Source organism: Tabrizicola sp. YIM 78059, from assembly GCF_004959785.1.
Lineage (GTDB): Bacteria > Pseudomonadota > Alphaproteobacteria > Rhodobacterales > Rhodobacteraceae > Tabrizicola > Tabrizicola caldifontis.
In genome coordinates this window covers 261,525-279,065 of the sequence record NZ_SJZH01000002.1, presented here as the reverse complement: position 1 = coordinate 279,065, position 17,541 = coordinate 261,525, and the positions used below count along the sequence as shown (strand labels likewise).

The following is a 17,541-nucleotide window of genomic DNA, read 5'->3' as shown; positions in this document are numbered from 1 at the left end:
CCTTCAGTTTGCGGTCGAGCCGGGCACGGGCTTGCGCACCCCCTGCCCGGTCAGCGCGCGGGTGATTTCATCTGCGACAAGGCTTTGTAGCCGTTCCACCGCCACATCGGAATACCAGGCGGCATGCGGACCAAGCAGCAGGTTCGGGGCCTGCCGCAGCGGACTGTCGTCCGGCAGGGGTTCGGTCTGGAACACATCAAGCGCGGCTCCGGCAAGGGTGCCGGCCGCCAGGGCTGCGGCAAGTGCTGCCTCGTCGATCAGATCGCCCCTGGCAGTATTGACCAGGATCGCGGTTGCCCGCATCTGCGCCAGGGTCGCGGCATTGATGATCCTGGTGGTTTCGGGGGTGGCTGGCGCGTGCAGGGTAAGCGCATCGCAACCCGCAAGAAGCGTGGGCAGATCGCACAACGTCAGACCGGGGAAGTCGCCCTTGAAATAGGGGTCATGCGCCAGAAACCGAAAACCGAAGGGGGCAAGGCGGCTGGCCACCTCCTGTGCGATGCGGCCGAAGCCGAGGAAGCCAACGACCGTCTCGCCGAAGCTTTTCAGCGGTTTCGAGATGGCCACCGCCGCCCATTCCCCGCGCCGAACCGAGGCATCAAGCGCCGGCAGCTTGCGCAGCAGTGCCAGGATCGAGGCGGCGGTGTGGTCCGCGACCTCGGCGGTGCAGTAGTCGGGAACATAGGCGGCCTTCACGCCATGGTCGTTCAGCGCCGCCACATCCAGGTTGTTGTAGCCCACGCCATAGCGGATGACGGTGGCACCAGGTGCCAGTCCCGCGATGGCGTCACGGGTCAGTGGTGCGAACTGCACCACGACCACGTCGGCGCCCCTGACCGCTGCCGCGACTTCTTCGGCTGTCCTGCAGGCATGGCGTTCAAGGATCGCGCCGGCGGCGCGGGCGGCTGCCTCTTCCTTTTCCACGGTGGGAAAGGTGGCATCGGTCACGACGACGCGCTTCATTCCAGCGCCCTCAGGCCGACCATCCTGCGCAGATCGGGGTTGCGCACGTCCAGTTCCTGCCCCGCCAGCGCGTCGGCGGCCGGGGTGCACAGCCAGGCGATGGCGCGGGCCGGCTCGTCAGCCGGGGCCAGATTCTCGCGCGGGATCTGCGAAACCGGGTTGATCCCCGAGGCACGGATCGATCCCTGCATGTCGGTATCGACCACGCCAGGAGCGAATCCGAAGACGCGGATGCCATGCCCGGCATATTCCAGATGCACGGACCGCGTCAGCATGGCGAGCCCGGCCTTGCCCGCGCAGTAGGCGCTCCACCCTTCCATCGGCCGGTGGGCTGCGCCGGAGGACAGGTTGACGATGGTGCCGCCACCCTGGCCGACCATGTGGCGCAGGGCCAGTTGCGTTGCATGAAAGGCCGCGATCAGATTGGTCTGGATGTTGCGGGCCCAGTCCTCGGGCGAGACATCAAGGATGCGCCCGATCGGGCCGATGATGCCCGCGTTGTTCACCAGGATGTCGAAGCCCTGTTCCAGCACCGTGGTCATCGCAACGCTGTCGGTCATGTCGGCGTGGTGGCCGGTGGCGGGAAGATCGCCAAGCTCTCGCCGGGCGGCGGCGATGTTGGCGGCACTGCGGGCCGTGAAATGCACGGTTGCGCCAGCCTCGGCCAGCGCCTTCACGACGGCCAGCCCGATGCCGCGGTTGCCGCCGGTCACAAGGGCGGTCTTGCCTGAAAGGGTCACGGGTCAAGGCTCCATTGCTTGGGAAGAAGGAAGGGGAATCCGGTGCGCGGGTTGATGTCGATCTGCATGATCGGGGCCATGCTTTCCGACCATTTCGCGTTCACCGGGTCGTTTTTCAGATAGTCGATGGTGGCCTGCAGGTCGTCGGTCTCGAAATAGCCGAACAGCGTCAGGCCGTGACGGAAGATGTGATAGTTGCGGATCCCGGACTTGCGCAAGGTCGCGTCCATTTCCGGCCACAACTCGTCATGGCGCTGCTTGTACTCCTCTTCGCAGCCGGGGCGGACGCCCAGAACCCATGCATAGGATGCCATGTCATGCCTCCTTCAGGTAGTCGTGGATGATCTGGCCGGGGACCAGGGTGAAATCAGCGGCCCAGAAGAAGCCATCCAGCATCTCGCGGACGGGCAGGCGATGGATCGGCGCCTGGGCATTGGGGCGAAGCTCGACCGTGCAGGGGCCGCGCCAGCATTCGTGGATGGTCACATCGGCCAGGCTGCGGCTGGTCAGCTGCCGTATCGCCGGGGTGCCGTCGATATGGTCCACCGCCTTGAGGTTCAGGTTGGTGGCAAAGGGGAAGATCGCTTGCAACTGGCCGATATCGGCGGCAGTCTGCTTGTAGGGCATGGTCCCGGTCAGGACGTCGATCCCGTTCCGCTCCATCCCGCCGACAATCAGATCACCCCGGAAATCGAGCCAGGGCCGGGCCAGCTTCTTCGGCTGGCCATGAACCTCGCGCCCATGGGCCACGCCGATGTCTGAGGACAGGAAGAGATAGGGCGAATAGCTGCCGACAGCCCTGCCGGACAGTTCGGCGCCAACCATGACGTTGACCTCGTGATAGGGGCCAAGCCACTGGGTGTCGGTCATCCGGTAGATGTGGATCATCACCTCGGCCCCGGTGGGGACCAGCGGTTCCGGCATCAGGGCGCGGATCGCCTCGATGTCGGTGCGATAGACCAGCGTCAGGATCTGGCAACCCCGGAAGGTGAAGGGGAACGCCGGCACCATCGGCGCGTCAAGGGGGGTTGAAAAGCCCCCTTTCACGATGTCCTCGGTCCGGTTCGGCCAGCGGGGCATCAGACCTGCTCCACCTTGCCGGACCGGGCGGCGCGATACATGGCATCCAGCGTTTCCACGGCACGCTGGCCGACGATACCGGGGGCTTCGTTGCGCTGCGCCGTGCCGAGACAGATCTGCGCCAGGCGTTGGGTCGGCTCGATGCACTGATAGGCCCCGGCGCCCTTCGGCACATCCAGCACCACGTCCTGACTGTCCTTGCGGCGCAGCTCCATGCGTTCGCGCTCGACGTCGATCAGCAGCATCCCGTCCGAGCCGAAGATGCGGATGTCGAGCTGATAGCCGCAGTGCTTGGGCACGGTGGAAGACCCCGACAGTGCGGCGGTAGCCCCGTTCGACAGGCGCACCACGGCGGCATCATACCAGTCCACCCCTGCCGGAGAGAGACCGGTCATCGCCATGACCTCGACCGGGGCCAGATCGACCAGCGCATACATCAGGCCCAGCGCATGCGACAGTTGCCCCCAGCCGTAGCCCCCCGCCCTGGCCGGATCGGCCCAGGTGTCCTTCTGCGGCTGGAACATGTGGTCACGGGTTTCGATCAGCCCCTCGCCACCGAACAGATCTTCGGTCGGGCTGGCCATCTGGCAGACGACGTGACGGATGGTGCCGATCCGCCCCTGCCGCATCAGATCGGCGGCCTGCCGCGTGAAATCCTTGAAGTTCCAGCCATAGGGTATGATGATCTGAAGGCCGTTTTCCGCCGCTTTAGAGACGATTTCCCGCGCCTGCGCGGCGCTGGTGGCCATCGGCTTGTCGATCAGGACATGCGCGCCGGCATCAAGTGCGGCAATGGCCTGTTCATGGTGAACGGTGTGCGGCGAAACGATCACAACACCATCGGGCTTCTCGGTGGCCAGAAGCTCGCGATAATCGGTGTAGCCCCGCGCAATGCCGAAGCGGTCGGTGATTTCCTTCAGCGCCGCGGGGTCGCGCCGGTTCACTGCCACCAGATCGACCGTCGGATCGGCCAGCAGCGAGGGAATGTAGACATGCGCGCCCCACCATCCGGCGCCGAGAACTGCGATACGCGCCTTACGCACCTGTCACCTCCCTTAATGCGTTGCGGACATTGACCATGTGCTGCCGCATCGCGCGTTGTGCGGCGGCGGGATCGCGGGCCTGCAGGGCGGCAAGGATCACCTGGTGATCCTCGATCGACTGCTGGCGGATCGACTTGCGCTTCTGGAAGGCCTGCCGCCCCTGATCGCCCAGCAGCTGCAACAGCTTGCCGAAACGTGACAGGAAGTCGTTGCCCGAGGCTTCGAGGATGGTCTTGTGAAATTCCACATCGGTGTCGTGGAACAGCTCGGCGTCCTCCGGATCGGCGACCTGGGCGGCGACCAGGTCGGCCAGCCGGCCCAGGGCCGCGTCGGTCAGACGTTCGGCCGCCAGCCCCGCGAGCATCGGCTCGAAATGGATGCGGGCATCGAAGAGTTCCGCCATGTTCTGGGCGTTGAGCGAGACGAAGAAATCCATCGGCGACAAGAGGTCGTCGGCATCCAGCGCCGTGACATAGACGCCGCCGCCGTGACGGATTTCCAGGACGCCCAGGATGGACAGCGCACGAAGTGCCTCGCGCACCGTGGGGCGGCTGACATCCAGCTGCTCTGCCAGGTCGCGTTCCGGCGGCAGCTTGTCCCCGGCGGACAGATGGCCCGCCTTGACCAGATCAAGGATGCGCTGGACGACCAGTTCGCTGACGGCCTTCTTGCCGATCGGTTCGGACAGCGTCTTCACCAGATGAAGTCGTGGCTGTTTCATCGCACCCTCGCAAGCAGGCGGCTGCCGGTTTCGCGGATGATCGGCACCATCACCGACAGGATCAGCAGCACGCCAAGAACGCCGGTCTGGATATGCCCGGTGATGTTCTGAAGCGCCATGCCGTTGCGCAGGGCCAGAACGATCAGGATAGCAAGGATCGTACCCGACATGGTGCCCGCGCCGCCGAAGATGCTGACCCCGCCCAGAAGAACCATGGTGATGATGTCCAGCTCGAACCCCTGTGCTATATCGCCCCGGATCGCACCGACCCGAGCGGCGAACATGATGCCGGCCAGGGCCGAGACGGTTCCCGAGGCGATGAAGATCCTGATCTTGACCGAACGCACGTCCAGCCCGGAATATTCGGCCACCGCCCGGTTCGCACCGATGAAATAGACCTTACGGCCAAAGGCTGTGCGCTGCAGGATCAGGAAGGCCAGAACCGCCAGCACGGCGAACATGATGATCGCCAGCGGCACCGGCCCGACCAGACCCCTCTGGCCCAGCGCATTGAACCAGTCTGGAAAGCCGCTGATCCCGCGGTCTTCCACCAGCACGCGGGCGAATCCCCGGAAGGCGATCATCGTGGCCAGGGTCACGACCAGCGACGGGATGCCGAAGCCCACGATGAACAGCGCATTGAACGCGCCGCAAGCCAGGCCGATGCCCAGCGCGATGACGATGGCCCAGCCCCCCGGCACGCCTGCCTGCACCATCCAGCCGAATGCGCAGGCGGCGAGGCCCATGACCGAGGCTACCGAAAGGTCGATCTCGCCGTTGATGATGACGAAGGTCATCACCAGGGCAACGATGATCTTCTCGACGGAAAGCTGGACCATGTTGATCTGGTTGCCCACCGTCAGAAAGACGGGCGAGGTCCAGGCGTTCAGCGCGTAGATCAGGACAAGGACAAGAAACAGAAACCCTTCCCAGCTGCGCATCCACGTCATGCGGCACCCCCTTTGCGGCGCAGAAGGCGGCGCATCAGAACCGTGTCGGCGGCAACCGCCAAAAGGATCAGAAGGCCAAGCACCGCCTCGCGCCAGAATTCGCTCACCAGCGCCCAACGCACCAGCGAGGTGTCGATCAGATCGATCAGCGCGGCCCCGATCAGCACGCCCAGCACATTACCCGACCCGCCGAAGATGTTGACCCCGCCAACGACGACCGCGCCGACCGACTTCAGCTCCAGCCCCAGGCCCGCGACCACGGTGATGTTGCCGAAACGTGAAAGGAACAGGAAACCGGCCAGCCCAGCCAGGGCGCCGGAGATCACGAATGCCAGGAAGATGGTCCGGGCCGCATTGAGGCCCGCAAAGGCCGCCGCGTCGGGGTTGGAGCCGATGGCATAGAATGTCCGCCCGGCGCGAAACCGGGTCAGGAAGACATGCGCTGTAAGCACGACAAGAAGCGAGATCACCACGATCCAGCGGACTTGCAGATCTCCGACAGTGAAGGCGTTCGTGGTGGCGAATTCGGTCAGCCAGGCGGGCAGGCGATCGGTGGTGATGGATGAACCGTCGGAGGATTGCACCAGAATCGAGCGGAAGATCGCCAGCGTGGCCAGGGTCACGATGATGGATGGCAGCCGGAAGCGGGCCACGAGGAAGCCGTTGAACGCCCCGAATGCCGCGCCGATGGCCATGGCCAGAACCGGGACCAGAACCGGCGGCAGGTCTGGCCATGCCATCAGGATACCGCCGGTGAAATAGGCGGTGCAGCCCACGACCGAGCCGATGGAAAGGTCGATGTTGCGCGTCAGCACGACGAAGGCCTGACCGACCGCGATCAGCGCGATCACCGCGACCGACCCCGAGATCCGGTTGAACAGACGGGCGTTCATGTAGCCGTCGATCTGGCTGGCGAAGAACAGGACCGTGGCGATGAACACGCCCAGCAGGACCAGGATGCGAAGGGTGGAAAGCGAAACCCGCATCAGGCCACCTCTGCCGCGACGGCAAGGTGCATGACGGCCTCATCCGTTGCTTCCTCGCCCTTGAACTCACCGACGATCCGGCCTTCGCGCATCACGATGATGCGGTCGGCCAGCGACAGTACCTCGGGCAGGTCGGACGAGATGATGATGATCGCAACCCCCTCTGCCGCCAGGCTGCGCAGGATCTGGTGCACCTCGGCCTTGGCACCGACATCAATGCCGCGCGTGGGTTCGTCCACGATCAGCAGGCGGGGGCGGGTGTTCAGCCACTTGGCCAGCATCACCTTCTGCTGGTTGCCGCCGGAAAGGGTGCCGACCGGAACGGTCAGGTTGGCCGCCTTGATGTTCAGCCTGTCGCGGAAGGCTTGCGCATCCGCCAGTTCCCGCACCCGGTCAAGCCAGCCAAAGGGGCCGGAGTATTTCGGCAGCATCGGCAGGGTCAGGTTGGGGGTTATGCCCTCGGTCAGCGCAAGGCCCAGCTTCCGGCGGTCTTCCGAGACATAGGCGATACCAAGCGCCTTTGCCTGGGCGGGGCTGGTGATCGTCACGGTCTTTCCGGCCAGTTCGACACGGCCGCCATCGGCCGGGGCCACGCCGAACAGCGCCAGAGCCACATCCGTCCGCCGCGCCCCGACGAGGCCCGAGAAGCACAGGATCTCGCCCTTGTTCACGGTGAAGCTGACATTGCGGAAGACGCCGTTTCTGGAAAGGTCAGAAACCTTCAGAAGCACCTCGCCCGTCGTCTTCGACGGCGCGCGCGCGAAGCGGCCAGCCATGTCGCGGCCGACCATTTCCGCAATCATCGAGGCCTGGGTCACCTGGTCCACCGGCCGGGTCGAGATATGCTGGCCGTCGCGCATCACGGTGACGGTGTCGGCCAGCGCGAAGATCTCTTCCAGACGGTGAGAGATGTAAAGGACGGCCACCCCCTGATCGCGCAAGGACCGGGCAATGCCGAACAGACGCTGCACCTCGTGTTCCGACAGCGAGGCGGAAGGTTCGTCCATGATCAGCACGCGGACATTCAGCGAGATCGCGCGCGCGATCTCTACCGTCTGCTGTTCGGCCAGTGTCAGTTCCGCCGCCGATCGCGTGGGGTCGAGCGTGACGCCAAGCCGGGCGACCATTGCGGCGGCCTCGTCGTTCAGGGCCGACCAGTCGATCAGCTGCGGGCGGTTCTGGTGGCTGATGAAGATGTTCTCGGCAACCGAGAGGTCGGGAAAGACCATCGGCTCCTGATAGATCGCCGCTATGCCTGCACGCTGGGCGGCAGCAGTGCCCCGCAGCGTGACGGGCTGGCCATCGACCAGGATCTCGCCGGAATCGGGCTGATGGATGCCGGTCATCGTCTTGATCAGGGTGGATTTTCCGGCACCGTTCTCGCCAACGAGGGCGTGGATGCGCCCTGGCTTCAGCACCAGGGAAAAGCCGGACAGCGCAGCCGTGCCGCCGAAGCTTTTCGTGATGTTGCGCATTTCAAGGACAGGGGGCATTCCGGCAACCTTCGGGCAAGGGCGGTCAGCCCCCGGGGAGCAAGGGGCTGACCGTGATCGGGCAATGGCGTTACTTCGCCTCTGCCTCGACGTTGTCCTTGGTGTAGACGGTGAACGGCCCCATCAGGATGCGCTTTGCGCCCGGGCGGCCCGGATCTTCCTCGATCGTGTAGTCACCCATGCGGCCGGCGGTGAAGGTCTCGCCGACCTCGCCCTTGATCTTTCCGGTCGCCAGCATGTAGCTCGTGTAGTAGGTCAGATAGCCCAGATCGACAAAGCTCCACAAAGCGAACTCAGGTGCGCAGCCGTTCAGCGTGTAGCTGACCATCTCGGCTGGCAGGCCCAGGCCTGAAACCTTGACCCGGTCGCAAAGCCCTTCGTCCTGCATCGCCTTCGCGCTGGCCTGAATGCCGACGGTGGTAGGCGACATGATCAGCTTCAGGTTCGGATGGCTGTCCACCAGCGCAAGGGCGCGGTTGTAGCTGACCTCGGACTGGTCGTCGCCATAGACGATATCCACCAGTTTCATGTTGGCGTACTTCGGATCCTTCAACGCCTCCTGCATGGCGGCGATCCAGGCGTTCTGGTTCGCGGCGTCCGGGGTGGCCGAGAGCACGGCAAATTCGCCTTCGCCTCCCATGATCGAATGGGCCATGTCGGCCATCACAACGCCGATGGATCCGAAATCGACCTGCGCAACGAACAGCGATTCCCCTTTGCCGCTGGGGATAGGGCTGTCCCAGGTGACGACCTTGGTGCCTGCGGCCTGCGCGGCCTCGGCCGCGGGGGCGATCTGATCACCGGCATTGTTCGACAGCATCACGACATCCTGGCCCTGCGATCCGGCGGTGGTGAGGATCTCGATCTGTCCGGCGACCGAATTCTCGGGCGTCGGCCCGGTGTATAGCAGCGTGCCGGTATTGCCCAGTTCGGCATGGGCCTCTTCCGCACCACGGTTGGCCTGATCGAAGGGCAGGATGCCAAGGAACTTCGGCAGCAGCACCATGTTGACCTTGCCGCCCTTGTCGGCGGTGACAGCCTGCGCGTGCGCGCCATGGGCTGCAAGCAATGCGCAAAGCGCAAGCGTGGAAACTTTCAGATGTTTCATGAAACGACGTCCTCCCGTGGTTTTTTTTCAGAACCGGACTGGCTCCCCCCGCTCCGGTTGCGGGAAATATTGGTCAGACCAATTTCAGGAAAGCAAGCGATTTCGTTGCTGCATCGCGGCTTGGCAGGGGCAGAAACGGCAAAATCTGCTTGTCTTGCGCCGTGTCTACGGTCAGTTTTCCGGAATTGGCATGACCAGTCGGGGGGAAGACATGCGCATGACCATCACATCCTGGTCGTTTCCGACCTGCACCCTGGCCGAGGCGCGGGGCGTGTCCGAAGCCCTGGGGTTCCGCGCAATGGATATCGGCCTTCTGCACGGGGCAGCCCTGGACCGGCAGAAGATCCTGGCCGAGCCCGAGGCCGCGGCGGGCGATCTGGACGGGCTGACGGTTTCCAACCTCTACTGGCTGTTCGGGCGCGACATCGCCGAAAATGCGGTCAGCGATCCCGCTGCCCGTGCGCGGAACACGGCAGAGTTCGAGACGGTCTGCCGCTTTGCCAGGGCGGCAGGATGCCCGACCATCTTCGTGCTGCCGGGCATCAGTGGCCCGGGGGCCTTCGAGGCGGCAGCAGCCGGGTTGCGCGATCTTCTCGCGGTGGCGCGGCGCCACGGCGTGACCCTGACGGTCGAGCCGCATGTCGGGGGTCTGCTTGCCTCGCCCGCCGATACCTTGCGGATGCTGGACCAGGTGCCGGGGCTGAAGCTGGCGCTGGACTATGCGCATTTCGTCTGCATGGGCTTCCGTCAGGCCGAGATCGACGTGTTGGCGCCGCACGCGGGGCATGTGCATCTGCGGCAGGCGCGTCCCGGTTCGCTGCAGGCAAAATGGGGCGAAGGGGTTCTGGATTTCACCGCCATGATCGGCACGCTGCGCGATGCCGGCTACCGCGGCTGGCTGGCGGTGGAATATGTGCATCAGGGTTACATGAACACCCTGTTCGACGATGTGCTGACCGAAACGGTCCGGATGCGCGATCATCTGCGCGCGCTGGGGGTTGCCGCCTAGTGTGTCCGCACGCGCCTTGACCGCGCCGGCAGGGCTGGTCAGGGTGACGACATGCCATTGCGACTGATTGCGCTTGTCTTCATCCTCATGTCCTGCGCGCCAAGGGCTGCCTTTGTCGCTGCCCCGGCCGGGGGTGGGGTGGAACCTGCCACGACGATCTTCGTGGGCACCATGCGGCAGCCGGGACCGGAAGGCTTTACCCGTCTTCGTTCGGACACGACCGGCTTCGTCCGCTACGATCTTTCGATCCCGACCGACCGCGAACCGGGCTCGCTTGACTGGCCGCGCCAAGGGCAGAAACCCGATCCGAAACGGCATTTCCTGCTGATGAACGAGACCCGCTTTGCCTCGGCGCGCGAGTTTCGTGCGGCGCTGTCGGCGGCGATGGGGCGGCAGGGGCAGACCGATGCCGTGGTCTATGTCCACGGTTTCAACAATACCATGGCCGATAGCGTGCTGCGGGTGGCGCAGATGCACCATGACCTCAGGGTGCCGGGGGTGGGGGTGCATTTTGCCTGGCCGTCACGCGGCTCGGCGCTTGGCTATGTGTACGACCGCGAATCGGCGATGTTCAGCCGGAGCGGGTTCGAGGAGCTGCTCGATTCGGTCGCCGATGCCGGTGCGCGCGAGATCGTCATCGTGGCTCATTCCATGGGCTCTGCCCTGACGATGGAGACCTTGCGCCAGATGGCCATCCGCAAGGATTCGCGCACGCTGGGCCGCATTGCCGGGGTCATCCTGATTTCGCCCGATCTAGACGTGGACGTGTTCCGGTCACAGGCACGCGACATGGGGGGTCTGCCGCAACCCTTTGTAATCTTTGGCAGCTCGCGCGACCGGGTGCTGGGCCTGTCGGCCCTGATCGCCGGCGAGGCAGACCGGCTGGGCCGGCTGGACGATGTTTCCCGACTGGCCGATCTGAAGGTGATCTACCTGGACACCGCTGCCTACAACACCGGCTCGGGTCATCTGAACCTGGGGCAGAACCCGGCGCTGCTTAGCCTGTTCGGTGGGCTGATCGGCATTGATCAGGCATTCAAGGCAGATGCGCGGTCGCGGATCGGTCTTTTGCCAGGGCTGGTCCTGACGGTGCAAAACGCGACAAAGGTCGTGCTTGCGCCGGTCGAGGCCATTGTCGATCCGGCAGAGTAAGCCGGTCAGCGCCGACGCAGATAGACATAATAGGCGCCCGCACCCCCATGCTTCAGATGCGCTTCGCTGACCTGCAGAACCACCGGTCCCAGGGGCGGCAGTCGCAGCCAGTGCGGCACCTGATGGCGAAGCGCGCCCATGCGCTGGGGTATCGGGCCCAGATCCTCGCTGCGCTTGCCCTTCCCGGTGATGACAAGAACCAGCCGCAGCCCCTGGGAATGGGCGTTCAGGACAAAGCGGATCAGCTCGGGGTGCGCTTCTGCCAGCGTCAGGCCATGCAGGTCGATCCGGGCCTCGGGGGCAAGCTTGCCGCGCCGCATCTTGCCGTGGGTTCTGGCATCCATCTGCAAGGGCGCCTGCGCCAGCAACTCGGGCAAGGTGGGCGCCAGTTCGCGCCGTTCGGGAACGCGGACCTTTTCGCCCAGCGTAAAGGGTGGCAGCCGGGGCTGTGCGGGGTGCAGCGGCTCCGGCACCGGACGCGAATCTGCCTCGGGTGGGCGCGGCGCGTCGGGGCCGTGCATCGGGCGCGTCGTCCGGGCAACCGCGCGCCAGAGCTCGACCTCCTCCGGCGAAAGTTGGCGGCGCCGCGCCATGGGATCAGTTGCCTTCCAGCATGGCGAAAGCCCGGTCGATGGGCAGCAGCAGAACCATGCGCCCCGGATCCTTCACCGTTCCGGCGGCCGCGCCGGCGGCGGGGCCGGTTCCATAGAAGATGTCGGCGCGCTGCATGCCCTTGATCGCCCCCCCGGTGTCCTGCGCCACCATCAGGCGGCGGATCGGCGCACGTCCGTCCTTCTCGATCCAGACCGGTGCGCCGAGGGGGGTGAACTTGGGGTCGATGGCGACTGACCGCAGCGTGGTGATCGACCGGCCCATTGCGCCGATCGGTCCATCCTTCGGATCCAGCGTCCCGATCTTGCGGAAAAAGACGTAGGACGGATTGGTGTGCAGCAGATTCCTGCCTTCGCCCGGGTTGCTGCGGACATAACTGGCGATTTCGGGGGCAGAGACCTGATCCATCGTGTGCGTGCCGCGCCGGACCATCTCTTGCCCGACCGAGCGGTAGGCGTGGCCATTCGACCCCGCGTAACCCACGCGGATCACCGACCCGTCGGACATGCGGATCCGGCCCGATCCCTGCACCTGCAGGAAATAGACATCCACCGGATCGTCCAGCCAGGCCAGCTCCAGCCCGCGACCCGCAAGCGCGCCGGATTCGATGGCCTGGCGGCTATGATACACCATCCCCTCGCGCAGCTCTGGCGGGCGGCGATAGATGGGATACTGGAACCGCCCGCTGCGGACCGGAGACCCCTCAAGTTCGGGCTCGAAATATCCGGTGAAAAGGGCGGGTGGTCTGCCCACCACAACCGGCCTGAAGAAAAGCTCGAAGAAGCTGCGTGCAGAGGTGTCGTCCTGCGGCACATCGGCGGCCACCGCGCAGATCGGGCGCCAGTCCGGCGCATCGATCAGGTCGCAGGTACGCAGGAAGGCTGTCAACGCCTCGGCGTGGTTGTCATCATGCCAGCCGTCAAGCGCCTCGAACTCCAGCATCTCGGCCGGGGCCGGACCTGCGGTCATTGCCGCCATGACCCCCAGGATGCGAAGAAATCCGCGCATCCCCGGTGCATCATTCGCCCGTGGCAACAAGCTGCCAGTTCGGGTCGTCCGAGCCCATCTTTCGGGCAAAGGTCCAGACATCGCGCGATTTCCGGATCTCGCGCGGGTTGCCTTCGACGATCTCGCCGGCCTTGTTGCGGACGACATAGGTCTGTTCGCCGACGAAGCGCACCGAGATTTCGCCGATGCCGGTGGCCTTGTCGAAGGTCGCGTCCTGCAGCGCCATTTCCTTCATGCCGACGAAGCTTGCCTCGATCGTCAGCCCCTCGCGTTCGCGCTGGGCAATGGCCTCGGCAAAGCTGGCGGCAACGTCATCGGACAGGAAGGGGCGGATCCGCTCAAGATCGCCTTTCTCGAAATCCATCAGGATCATTTCATAGGCGCTGCGCGCGCCCTGCAGGAAGGGCGTGACGGCAAAGGATGGCTCTGCCTGCTTCATGGCGGCCAGCGCCTTTGCTGCGGAAGAGCCCTCGGGGACGTGGTCGGTGATGTCGCGGTCAACCCCGCCCTCGATCACCTCGAAGTCGCGGCGCACACGGGGGCGCACCTCGTCCAGGGGGATCGGCGGCTTCTCGAAACCGTCCCGGGTTCCAAGAACCGACCGCAGCTTCAGGATCAGGAAAATCGCGATCCCGGCCAGGACCAGAAGTTGGATCAGGGATCCGTTCATGCCACCCTCTACAGGTTTGGGTTTCTCTTTGGCTTTCGCACTGCCTGCCCTATGTAGGGTGGGGTGCCCGTGAAGTCTACCAGAGGACGGCCGCAGAGGCCCAAGGGGAAGAAACATGTGGCTTCTTTTGGTCATTCTCGCCGTTCCTCTGATCGAGATCGGCCTTTTCGTCCAGATTGGCGGCTGGATCGGGATGTGGGCAACCATTGGCTGGGTCATCCTTTCCGCGATGCTTGGCATGATCGTGCTGAGGGGGGTGGCAAGCGGTGGTCCGGTCGCGATCAGCCGCGACATGCATGAATTTCGTGACCCGCTGTCGCCGCTGGCGCATCGTGTCATGGTGGTTCTGGGGGGCGGGCTGCTTATTCTTCCCGGCTTCCTGACCGATGCGATCGGCCTGCTGCTGCTTCTCCCGCCGGTTCGCCAGATCATCATCACCCTGATCGGGCGCCGCCTGCAGAAGGCTGGCGGCACGACGGTTCACACCACCATCATCGAAGGCGAATGGCACGAAGTCGAACCCCCCGACCAGCCGGGCCGGGAAAGGCCGCCATCCGAATGGACGCGCCATTGAGCCAACGGGACTGACCTGATAGGAACGCGGCAAAGCTTTTGGGAGAGTCCTTGATGGCCGACGAAAACCAGCCCGGCAATGGCGCCGCCGCCACCCCGCCGCAGGTCCGCATGCAGGTTCTGGCACAGTACGTCCGCGACCTGTCCTTTGAGAACGTGGTGATGCAGAAGGGTCTGTCCGGCGCCGAGGTTCAGCCCGACGTCCAGGTGGCCGTAAGCCTTGACGCACGCAAGCGGCCCGTGGCCAACCAGTACGAGGTTATCACCAAGTTCAAGGTGACCTCGAAGAACAAGGTCAACAATGAACCCCTGTTCCTTCTGGAGCTGGAATACGGCGGCACCTTTCACATCGAAGGCGTCGCCGAGGAACAGCTGCATCCCTTCCTGCTGATCGAATGCCCGCGGCTGCTGTTTCCCTTCGTGCGCCGCATCATCTCGGATGTCACGCGCGACGGCGGCTTCCCTGCGCTGAATGTGGATACGGTCGATTTCCTGGCCCTGTACCGGCAGGAACTGGCCCGCAGGGCGCAGCTTCAGCAGGCCCAGCAGACGGCCGGTGGAAGCCCGAACTGACGATCAGCCTGTCTTGCGCCAGATCGCCGCGTCGCCCAGCCTTGCGATCATTGCCTCGTGTGCGGCGGCCTCTTCCGGGGTGATCCGCGGGGCCAGGGGTTCTGGCCGCGGGCGGGGCCGCCAGGCGGCTTCGGCTGCGGTCGTGCTGGCCGGGCGTGCGGCGGCTCCGGCAAGGACCAGGTCGGGCTGTCGGCCCCCGATCAGCTCCAGATAGACTTCGGCAAGGATTTCGCTGTCCAGAAGCGCGCCGTGCTTTTCGCGCATCGAATTGTCGATGCCGAACCGCCGGCACAGCGCATCGAGCGACGCCGGCGAGCCTGGAAACCTGGTGCGCGCGATCATCAGCGTGTCGGTCGCCCGCGAATAAGGCAGGGTTGGCAGGCCGATGCGCTCGAACTCGAAATTCAGGAACTTCATGTCGAAGGCGGCGTTGTGAATGACCAGCTGCGCATCGGCGATGAAATCCAGAAACGCCTGTCCGATGCGGGCGAACACCGGCTTGTCGCGCAGGGTCACACCCCCGGGCACGGGCGGCCCCGGGGGCTCAAGGATGTCGTGGCCGAGTCCATGCACCTCGAACGCCTCGCGCGGCATGCTGCGCTCGGGATTGATGTACTGATGAAAGGTCCGCCCTGTCGGCAGGTGGTTGTAAAGCTCTACCGCGCCGATCTCGACGATGCGATGCCCTTCGGCGGGTTCGAAGCCCGTGGTTTCGGTGTCGAGGACGATCTCACGCATTCTGGCGGGTCCGACGGTCTATGTCTGCCAGCACATCCTTCACCGCGGCGCGGGCGGCTTCAAGGCTGGTCGTGGGAATGATGTAATCGGCGCGGGCACGCTTTTCGGCGTCTGGCAACTGCCGTGCCAGAATCAGCGCAAGGTCGGCGTCCGACATGCCGCGGCTCAGCACCCTGTCACGCTGCATTTCTGCCGGGGCGGTGACAACGGCGACCGCGTCGCACGAAGCGTCGAGCCCGGTCTCGAAAAGCAGGGGTATGTCCAGAACCACGACCGGCGCCGCCAGGTGCTGGCGCAGGAACTCGGCGCGATCTTCGGCGATCAGGGGATGGATGGCCGCATTCAGCCGGTCCAGTGCGGAAGGATCGGCCCGCAGCAGCGCGCGAAGTTTCGGACGGCTGACGGAACCATCCCCTTCCATGGCTGCCGGAAACAGCCCCGCGACAGCCCGCGCACCCCTGCCGCCCGGCTGGTAAAGGCGATGAACGGCGGCATCGGCATCCCAGACCGGAATGCCGGCCTCTGCGAACATCGCTGCGGTTGTCGATTTCCCCATTCCGATCGAACCGGTCAGCCCCAGCAGGAAGCTCATGCCGACAACACGGCCTTGCGCGTGGCTTCGTCGACGTCCGGCCTGATGCCGAACCAGCGTTCGAAACCGGGAGCCGCCTGATGCAGAAGCATCCCCAGCCCGTCCACCACCGGGTTTCCGCGCGCCTCTGCCTCGATCAGAAGCTGGGTCTTGAGCGGGGTGTAAACCAGGTCGGTGACCAGGGCGTGCGGGTTCAGCCGGTCGAGCGGGATGTTGAGGTCAGGCTTGCCCGTCATGCCAAGCGAGGTGGTGTTCACCAGCATTGCGGCGTCTTCCAGCAGGTTCGCCGCCTGCACCCATTCGTGCACATGGACCTTCGCGCCAAAGTCGGACCGCAAGGCATCGGCGCGTGCCCTTGTCCGGTTCATCAGCCGGATTTCTGGCACCCCGACCTCGATCAGCGCAGCGACCACGGCACGTGCCGCGCCGCCAGCCCCCAGCACAACGGCCGGGCCGGCTGCCGGTACCCAGTGCGGGGCATTCTGGCGCAGGTTGGCGATGAAGCCGGATCCATCCGTGTTGTCGGCGTGGATCTTTCCGTCCTTGCGGAAGATCAGGGTATTCGCGGCCCCGATCAGCGCCGCCCGGTCGGTAACGATGTCGGCGATGTTCAGGATCGCCTCCTTGTGGGGAATCGTAACGTTCGCGCCCACAAAGCCAAGCCTTGGCAGGATCCGCAAAAGTTCGTTCAGCTCAAGCGGCGCAATGTCGATCGGCACATAGTGCCCCTTGATGCCATAGCGCCTCAGCCAGTAGCCATGCAGCGCCGGACTTCGGCTGTGGGCGATCGGGTGTCCGATAACACAGGCCAGGGGAATACGGGTATGCTCGGTCATGTCGCGATCATGCCCCGAGTTCTCATCCATGCCAACAGGGGCAAAAGCGGCAGGCCAAGGATCGTGAAGTGGTCGCCGGAAATCGCCGAAAACAGCCGGATGCCTTCTTCCTCGATCTTGTAGCATCCGACAGAGTGGCGGATGCTTTCCCAGTTTCGTGCAACATAGTCGTCCAGGTAACTGTCACTGACAGGATGCATGGTCAGACGCGCCTCTCCGATATGGCGCCACACGGGTTTGGCGTCTTCATAGGCAACGATGGCAGACAGCAGCTTGTGCGACCTGCCACGCAAGAGGCGAAGGTGTTCATGCGCTTCCTCGGGGCTTTCGGGTTTCGAAAGGATCCTTCCCTCGATTTCGAGCACCTGATCGCAAGCCAGAACCAGCGTGTCAGCCCGCCGTTCTGCCACCTTTCGCGCCTTCATTTCGGCCAGCGCGTCGGCAATGTCGCGGGGACGGGCGGATTCAGCCAGAAGCGCATCACGCACTGCGGATTCATCCACGCGCGGGGCTACTGCCTCTACCGCAAGTCCTGCGGACCGGAGCATCTGCAGCCGGACAGGAGAGGTAGAGGCCAGAATGATCGTCATGGGAAACCCTGTGCATATCCTCGGTTTGTTCCTTTGGGCAGGATCCGGGAAAAGCCCGCGCGAAGGAAGTTCCCCTTGATCCGGGGGCTTTTCACGCCCGCCAT

General features: G+C 64.7%; 21 protein-coding genes. 4 read left to right on the top strand and 17 right to left on the bottom strand.

The window, feature by feature from the left end; translation table 11 throughout:
* Positions 1–3: 3 nt before the first annotated feature.
* The 10 genes from EZM81_RS04030 to EZM81_RS03985 form a co-directional block, all read right to left on the bottom strand.
* Entirely contained in the window at positions 4–963 is a 960-nt protein-coding gene (locus tag EZM81_RS04030) for a C-terminal binding protein (protein ID WP_135447734.1), read from the bottom strand.
* A complete protein-coding gene (locus EZM81_RS04025) occupies positions 960–1,703 on the bottom strand; it encodes an SDR family NAD(P)-dependent oxidoreductase (protein WP_136644857.1) in 744 nt (247 codons plus the stop codon). The genes EZM81_RS04030 and EZM81_RS04025 overlap by 4 nt, the downstream gene beginning before the upstream one ends.
* On the bottom strand, positions 1,700–2,017 hold the full coding sequence (locus EZM81_RS04020; protein ID WP_135447738.1) for an L-rhamnose mutarotase: 318 nt from the start codon (positions 2,015–2,017) through the stop codon (positions 1,700–1,702). The genes EZM81_RS04025 and EZM81_RS04020 overlap by 4 nt, the downstream gene beginning before the upstream one ends.
* Before the next feature lies 1 nt (position 2,018).
* Positions 2,019–2,783 carry an acetoacetate decarboxylase gene (locus EZM81_RS04015; RefSeq protein WP_136644856.1) on the bottom strand — a complete coding sequence of 255 codons (765 nt, stop codon included), beginning with the start codon at positions 2,781–2,783 and terminating at the stop codon, positions 2,019–2,021.
* Positions 2,783–3,826, bottom strand: a complete 1,044-nt coding sequence (locus tag EZM81_RS04010; protein ID WP_136644855.1) for a Gfo/Idh/MocA family protein — start codon at positions 3,824–3,826, stop codon at positions 2,783–2,785. The genes EZM81_RS04015 and EZM81_RS04010 overlap by 1 nt, the downstream gene beginning before the upstream one ends.
* Positions 3,819–4,547, bottom strand: a complete 729-nt coding sequence (locus tag EZM81_RS04005; protein WP_136644854.1) for a FadR/GntR family transcriptional regulator — start codon at positions 4,545–4,547, stop codon at positions 3,819–3,821. Before EZM81_RS04005 ends, EZM81_RS04010 begins: the two co-directional genes overlap by 8 nt.
* The gene (locus EZM81_RS04000) at positions 4,544–5,497 is read right to left on the bottom strand and encodes an ABC transporter permease (protein ID WP_135447746.1); all 954 of its coding nucleotides are present in this window, start codon (positions 5,495–5,497) and stop codon (positions 4,544–4,546) included. Before EZM81_RS04000 ends, EZM81_RS04005 begins: the two co-directional genes overlap by 4 nt.
* Positions 5,494–6,483: an ABC transporter permease gene (locus EZM81_RS03995; protein WP_136644853.1), complete on the bottom strand. Its 990-nt coding sequence runs from the start codon at positions 6,481–6,483 to the stop codon at positions 5,494–5,496. The genes EZM81_RS04000 and EZM81_RS03995 overlap by 4 nt, the downstream gene beginning before the upstream one ends.
* Positions 6,483–7,976: a sugar ABC transporter ATP-binding protein gene (locus EZM81_RS03990; RefSeq protein WP_136644852.1), complete on the bottom strand. Its 1,494-nt coding sequence runs from the start codon at positions 7,974–7,976 to the stop codon at positions 6,483–6,485. The genes EZM81_RS03995 and EZM81_RS03990 overlap by 1 nt, the downstream gene beginning before the upstream one ends.
* Before the next feature lie 70 nt (positions 7,977–8,046).
* Entirely contained in the window at positions 8,047–9,084 is a 1,038-nt protein-coding gene (locus EZM81_RS03985) for a rhamnose ABC transporter substrate-binding protein (RefSeq protein ID WP_135447753.1), read from the bottom strand.
* A gap of 217 nt (positions 9,085–9,301) precedes the next feature.
* Here EZM81_RS03985 and EZM81_RS03980 point away from each other — a divergent pair, with 217 nt between their 5' ends.
* Positions 9,302–10,093 (top strand): sugar phosphate isomerase/epimerase, encoded by a 792-nt coding sequence (locus EZM81_RS03980; RefSeq protein WP_211195381.1) that lies wholly within the window; start codon positions 9,302–9,304, stop codon positions 10,091–10,093.
* A gap of 51 nt (positions 10,094–10,144) precedes the next feature.
* On the top strand, positions 10,145–11,245 hold the full coding sequence (locus EZM81_RS03975) for an alpha/beta hydrolase (protein ID WP_136644850.1): 1,101 nt from the start codon (positions 10,145–10,147) through the stop codon (positions 11,243–11,245).
* A 5-nt stretch (positions 11,246–11,250) separates the two neighbouring features.
* On the opposite strand, the gene EZM81_RS03970 is transcribed toward EZM81_RS03975, so the two are convergent.
* The 3 genes from EZM81_RS03970 to EZM81_RS03960 are packed head-to-tail and all read right to left on the bottom strand — an operon-like array spanning position 11,251 to position 13,535.
* Positions 11,251–11,838: a Smr/MutS family protein gene (locus EZM81_RS03970; RefSeq protein ID WP_135447759.1), complete on the bottom strand. Its 588-nt coding sequence runs from the start codon at positions 11,836–11,838 to the stop codon at positions 11,251–11,253.
* A 4-nt stretch (positions 11,839–11,842) separates the two neighbouring features.
* On the bottom strand, positions 11,843–12,865 hold the full coding sequence (locus EZM81_RS03965) for a murein transglycosylase A (protein WP_136644849.1): 1,023 nt from the start codon (positions 12,863–12,865) through the stop codon (positions 11,843–11,845).
* Between the two features lie 10 nt (positions 12,866–12,875).
* The gene (locus EZM81_RS03960) at positions 12,876–13,535 is read right to left on the bottom strand and encodes a Tim44/TimA family putative adaptor protein (RefSeq protein ID WP_135447763.1); all 660 of its coding nucleotides are present in this window, start codon (positions 13,533–13,535) and stop codon (positions 12,876–12,878) included.
* 115 nt (positions 13,536–13,650) lie between these two features.
* On the opposite strand from EZM81_RS03960, the gene EZM81_RS03955 reads away from it, so the two are divergent.
* Together EZM81_RS03955 and secB are read left to right on the top strand one after the other, a co-directional pair.
* A complete protein-coding gene (locus EZM81_RS03955) occupies positions 13,651–14,109 on the top strand; it encodes an FxsA family protein (RefSeq protein ID WP_136644848.1) in 459 nt (152 codons plus the stop codon).
* A gap of 53 nt (positions 14,110–14,162) precedes the next feature.
* Positions 14,163–14,681: a protein-export chaperone SecB gene (gene secB, locus EZM81_RS03950; protein WP_136644847.1), complete on the top strand. Its 519-nt coding sequence runs from the start codon at positions 14,163–14,165 to the stop codon at positions 14,679–14,681.
* 3 nt (positions 14,682–14,684) lie between these two features.
* Here the strand turns inward: secB and dnaQ are convergent, their stop codons facing one another.
* The 4 genes from dnaQ to EZM81_RS03930 are packed head-to-tail and all read right to left on the bottom strand — an operon-like array spanning position 14,685 to position 17,437.
* Positions 14,685–15,419: a DNA polymerase III subunit epsilon gene (gene dnaQ, locus EZM81_RS03945; protein ID WP_135447769.1), complete on the bottom strand. Its 735-nt coding sequence runs from the start codon at positions 15,417–15,419 to the stop codon at positions 14,685–14,687.
* Positions 15,412–16,011 (bottom strand): dephospho-CoA kinase, encoded by a 600-nt coding sequence (gene coaE, locus EZM81_RS03940; protein WP_136644846.1) that lies wholly within the window; start codon positions 16,009–16,011, stop codon positions 15,412–15,414. Before coaE ends, dnaQ begins: the two co-directional genes overlap by 8 nt.
* Entirely contained in the window at positions 16,008–16,847 is an 840-nt protein-coding gene (locus EZM81_RS03935) for a shikimate dehydrogenase (protein ID WP_136644845.1), read from the bottom strand. The genes coaE and EZM81_RS03935 overlap by 4 nt, the downstream gene beginning before the upstream one ends.
* Positions 16,844–17,437 (bottom strand): nucleoside triphosphate pyrophosphatase, encoded by a 594-nt coding sequence (locus EZM81_RS03930; RefSeq protein ID WP_136644844.1) that lies wholly within the window; start codon positions 17,435–17,437, stop codon positions 16,844–16,846. Before EZM81_RS03930 ends, EZM81_RS03935 begins: the two co-directional genes overlap by 4 nt.
* Positions 17,438–17,541: the final 104 nt, after the last annotated feature.

Bases quoted from the DNA above. Each gene is read 5' to 3' on its own strand.
- EZM81_RS04030 (WP_135447734.1), bottom strand. From the start codon at position 963: ATGAAGCGCGTCGTCGTGACCGATGCCACCTTTCCCACCGTGGAAAAG.
- EZM81_RS04020 (WP_135447738.1), bottom strand. From the start codon at position 2,017: ATGGCATCCTATGCATGGGTTCTGGGCGTCCGCCCCGGCTGCGAAGAG.
- EZM81_RS04015 (WP_136644856.1), bottom strand. From the start codon at position 2,783: ATGCCCCGCTGGCCGAACCGGACCGAGGACATCGTGAAAGGGGGCTTT.
- EZM81_RS04005 (WP_136644854.1), bottom strand. From the start codon at position 4,547: ATGAAACAGCCACGACTTCATCTGGTGAAGACGCTGTCCGAACCGATC.
- EZM81_RS04000 (WP_135447746.1), bottom strand. From the start codon at position 5,497: ATGACGTGGATGCGCAGCTGGGAAGGGTTTCTGTTTCTTGTCCTTGTC.
- EZM81_RS03995 (WP_136644853.1), bottom strand. From the start codon at position 6,483: ATGCGGGTTTCGCTTTCCACCCTTCGCATCCTGGTCCTGCTGGGCGTG.
- EZM81_RS03990 (WP_136644852.1), bottom strand. From the start codon at position 7,976: ATGCCCCCTGTCCTTGAAATGCGCAACATCACGAAAAGCTTCGGCGGC.
- EZM81_RS03985 (WP_135447753.1), bottom strand. From the start codon at position 9,084: ATGAAACATCTGAAAGTTTCCACGCTTGCGCTTTGCGCATTGCTTGCA.
- EZM81_RS03980 (WP_211195381.1), top strand. From the start codon at position 9,302: ATGACCATCACATCCTGGTCGTTTCCGACCTGCACCCTGGCCGAGGCG.
- EZM81_RS03975 (WP_136644850.1), top strand. From the start codon at position 10,145: ATGCCATTGCGACTGATTGCGCTTGTCTTCATCCTCATGTCCTGCGCG.
- EZM81_RS03970 (WP_135447759.1), bottom strand. From the start codon at position 11,838: ATGGCGCGGCGCCGCCAACTTTCGCCGGAGGAGGTCGAGCTCTGGCGC.
- EZM81_RS03965 (WP_136644849.1), bottom strand. From the start codon at position 12,865: ATGCGCGGATTTCTTCGCATCCTGGGGGTCATGGCGGCAATGACCGCA.
- EZM81_RS03960 (WP_135447763.1), bottom strand. From the start codon at position 13,535: ATGAACGGATCCCTGATCCAACTTCTGGTCCTGGCCGGGATCGCGATT.
- EZM81_RS03955 (WP_136644848.1), top strand. From the start codon at position 13,651: ATGTGGCTTCTTTTGGTCATTCTCGCCGTTCCTCTGATCGAGATCGGC.
- secB (WP_136644847.1), top strand. From the start codon at position 14,163: ATGGCCGACGAAAACCAGCCCGGCAATGGCGCCGCCGCCACCCCGCCG.
- dnaQ (WP_135447769.1), bottom strand. From the start codon at position 15,419: ATGCGTGAGATCGTCCTCGACACCGAAACCACGGGCTTCGAACCCGCC.
- coaE (WP_136644846.1), bottom strand. From the start codon at position 16,011: ATGAGCTTCCTGCTGGGGCTGACCGGTTCGATCGGAATGGGGAAATCG.
- EZM81_RS03935 (WP_136644845.1), bottom strand. From the start codon at position 16,847: ATGACCGAGCATACCCGTATTCCCCTGGCCTGTGTTATCGGACACCCG.
- EZM81_RS03930 (WP_136644844.1), bottom strand. From the start codon at position 17,437: ATGACGATCATTCTGGCCTCTACCTCTCCTGTCCGGCTGCAGATGCTC.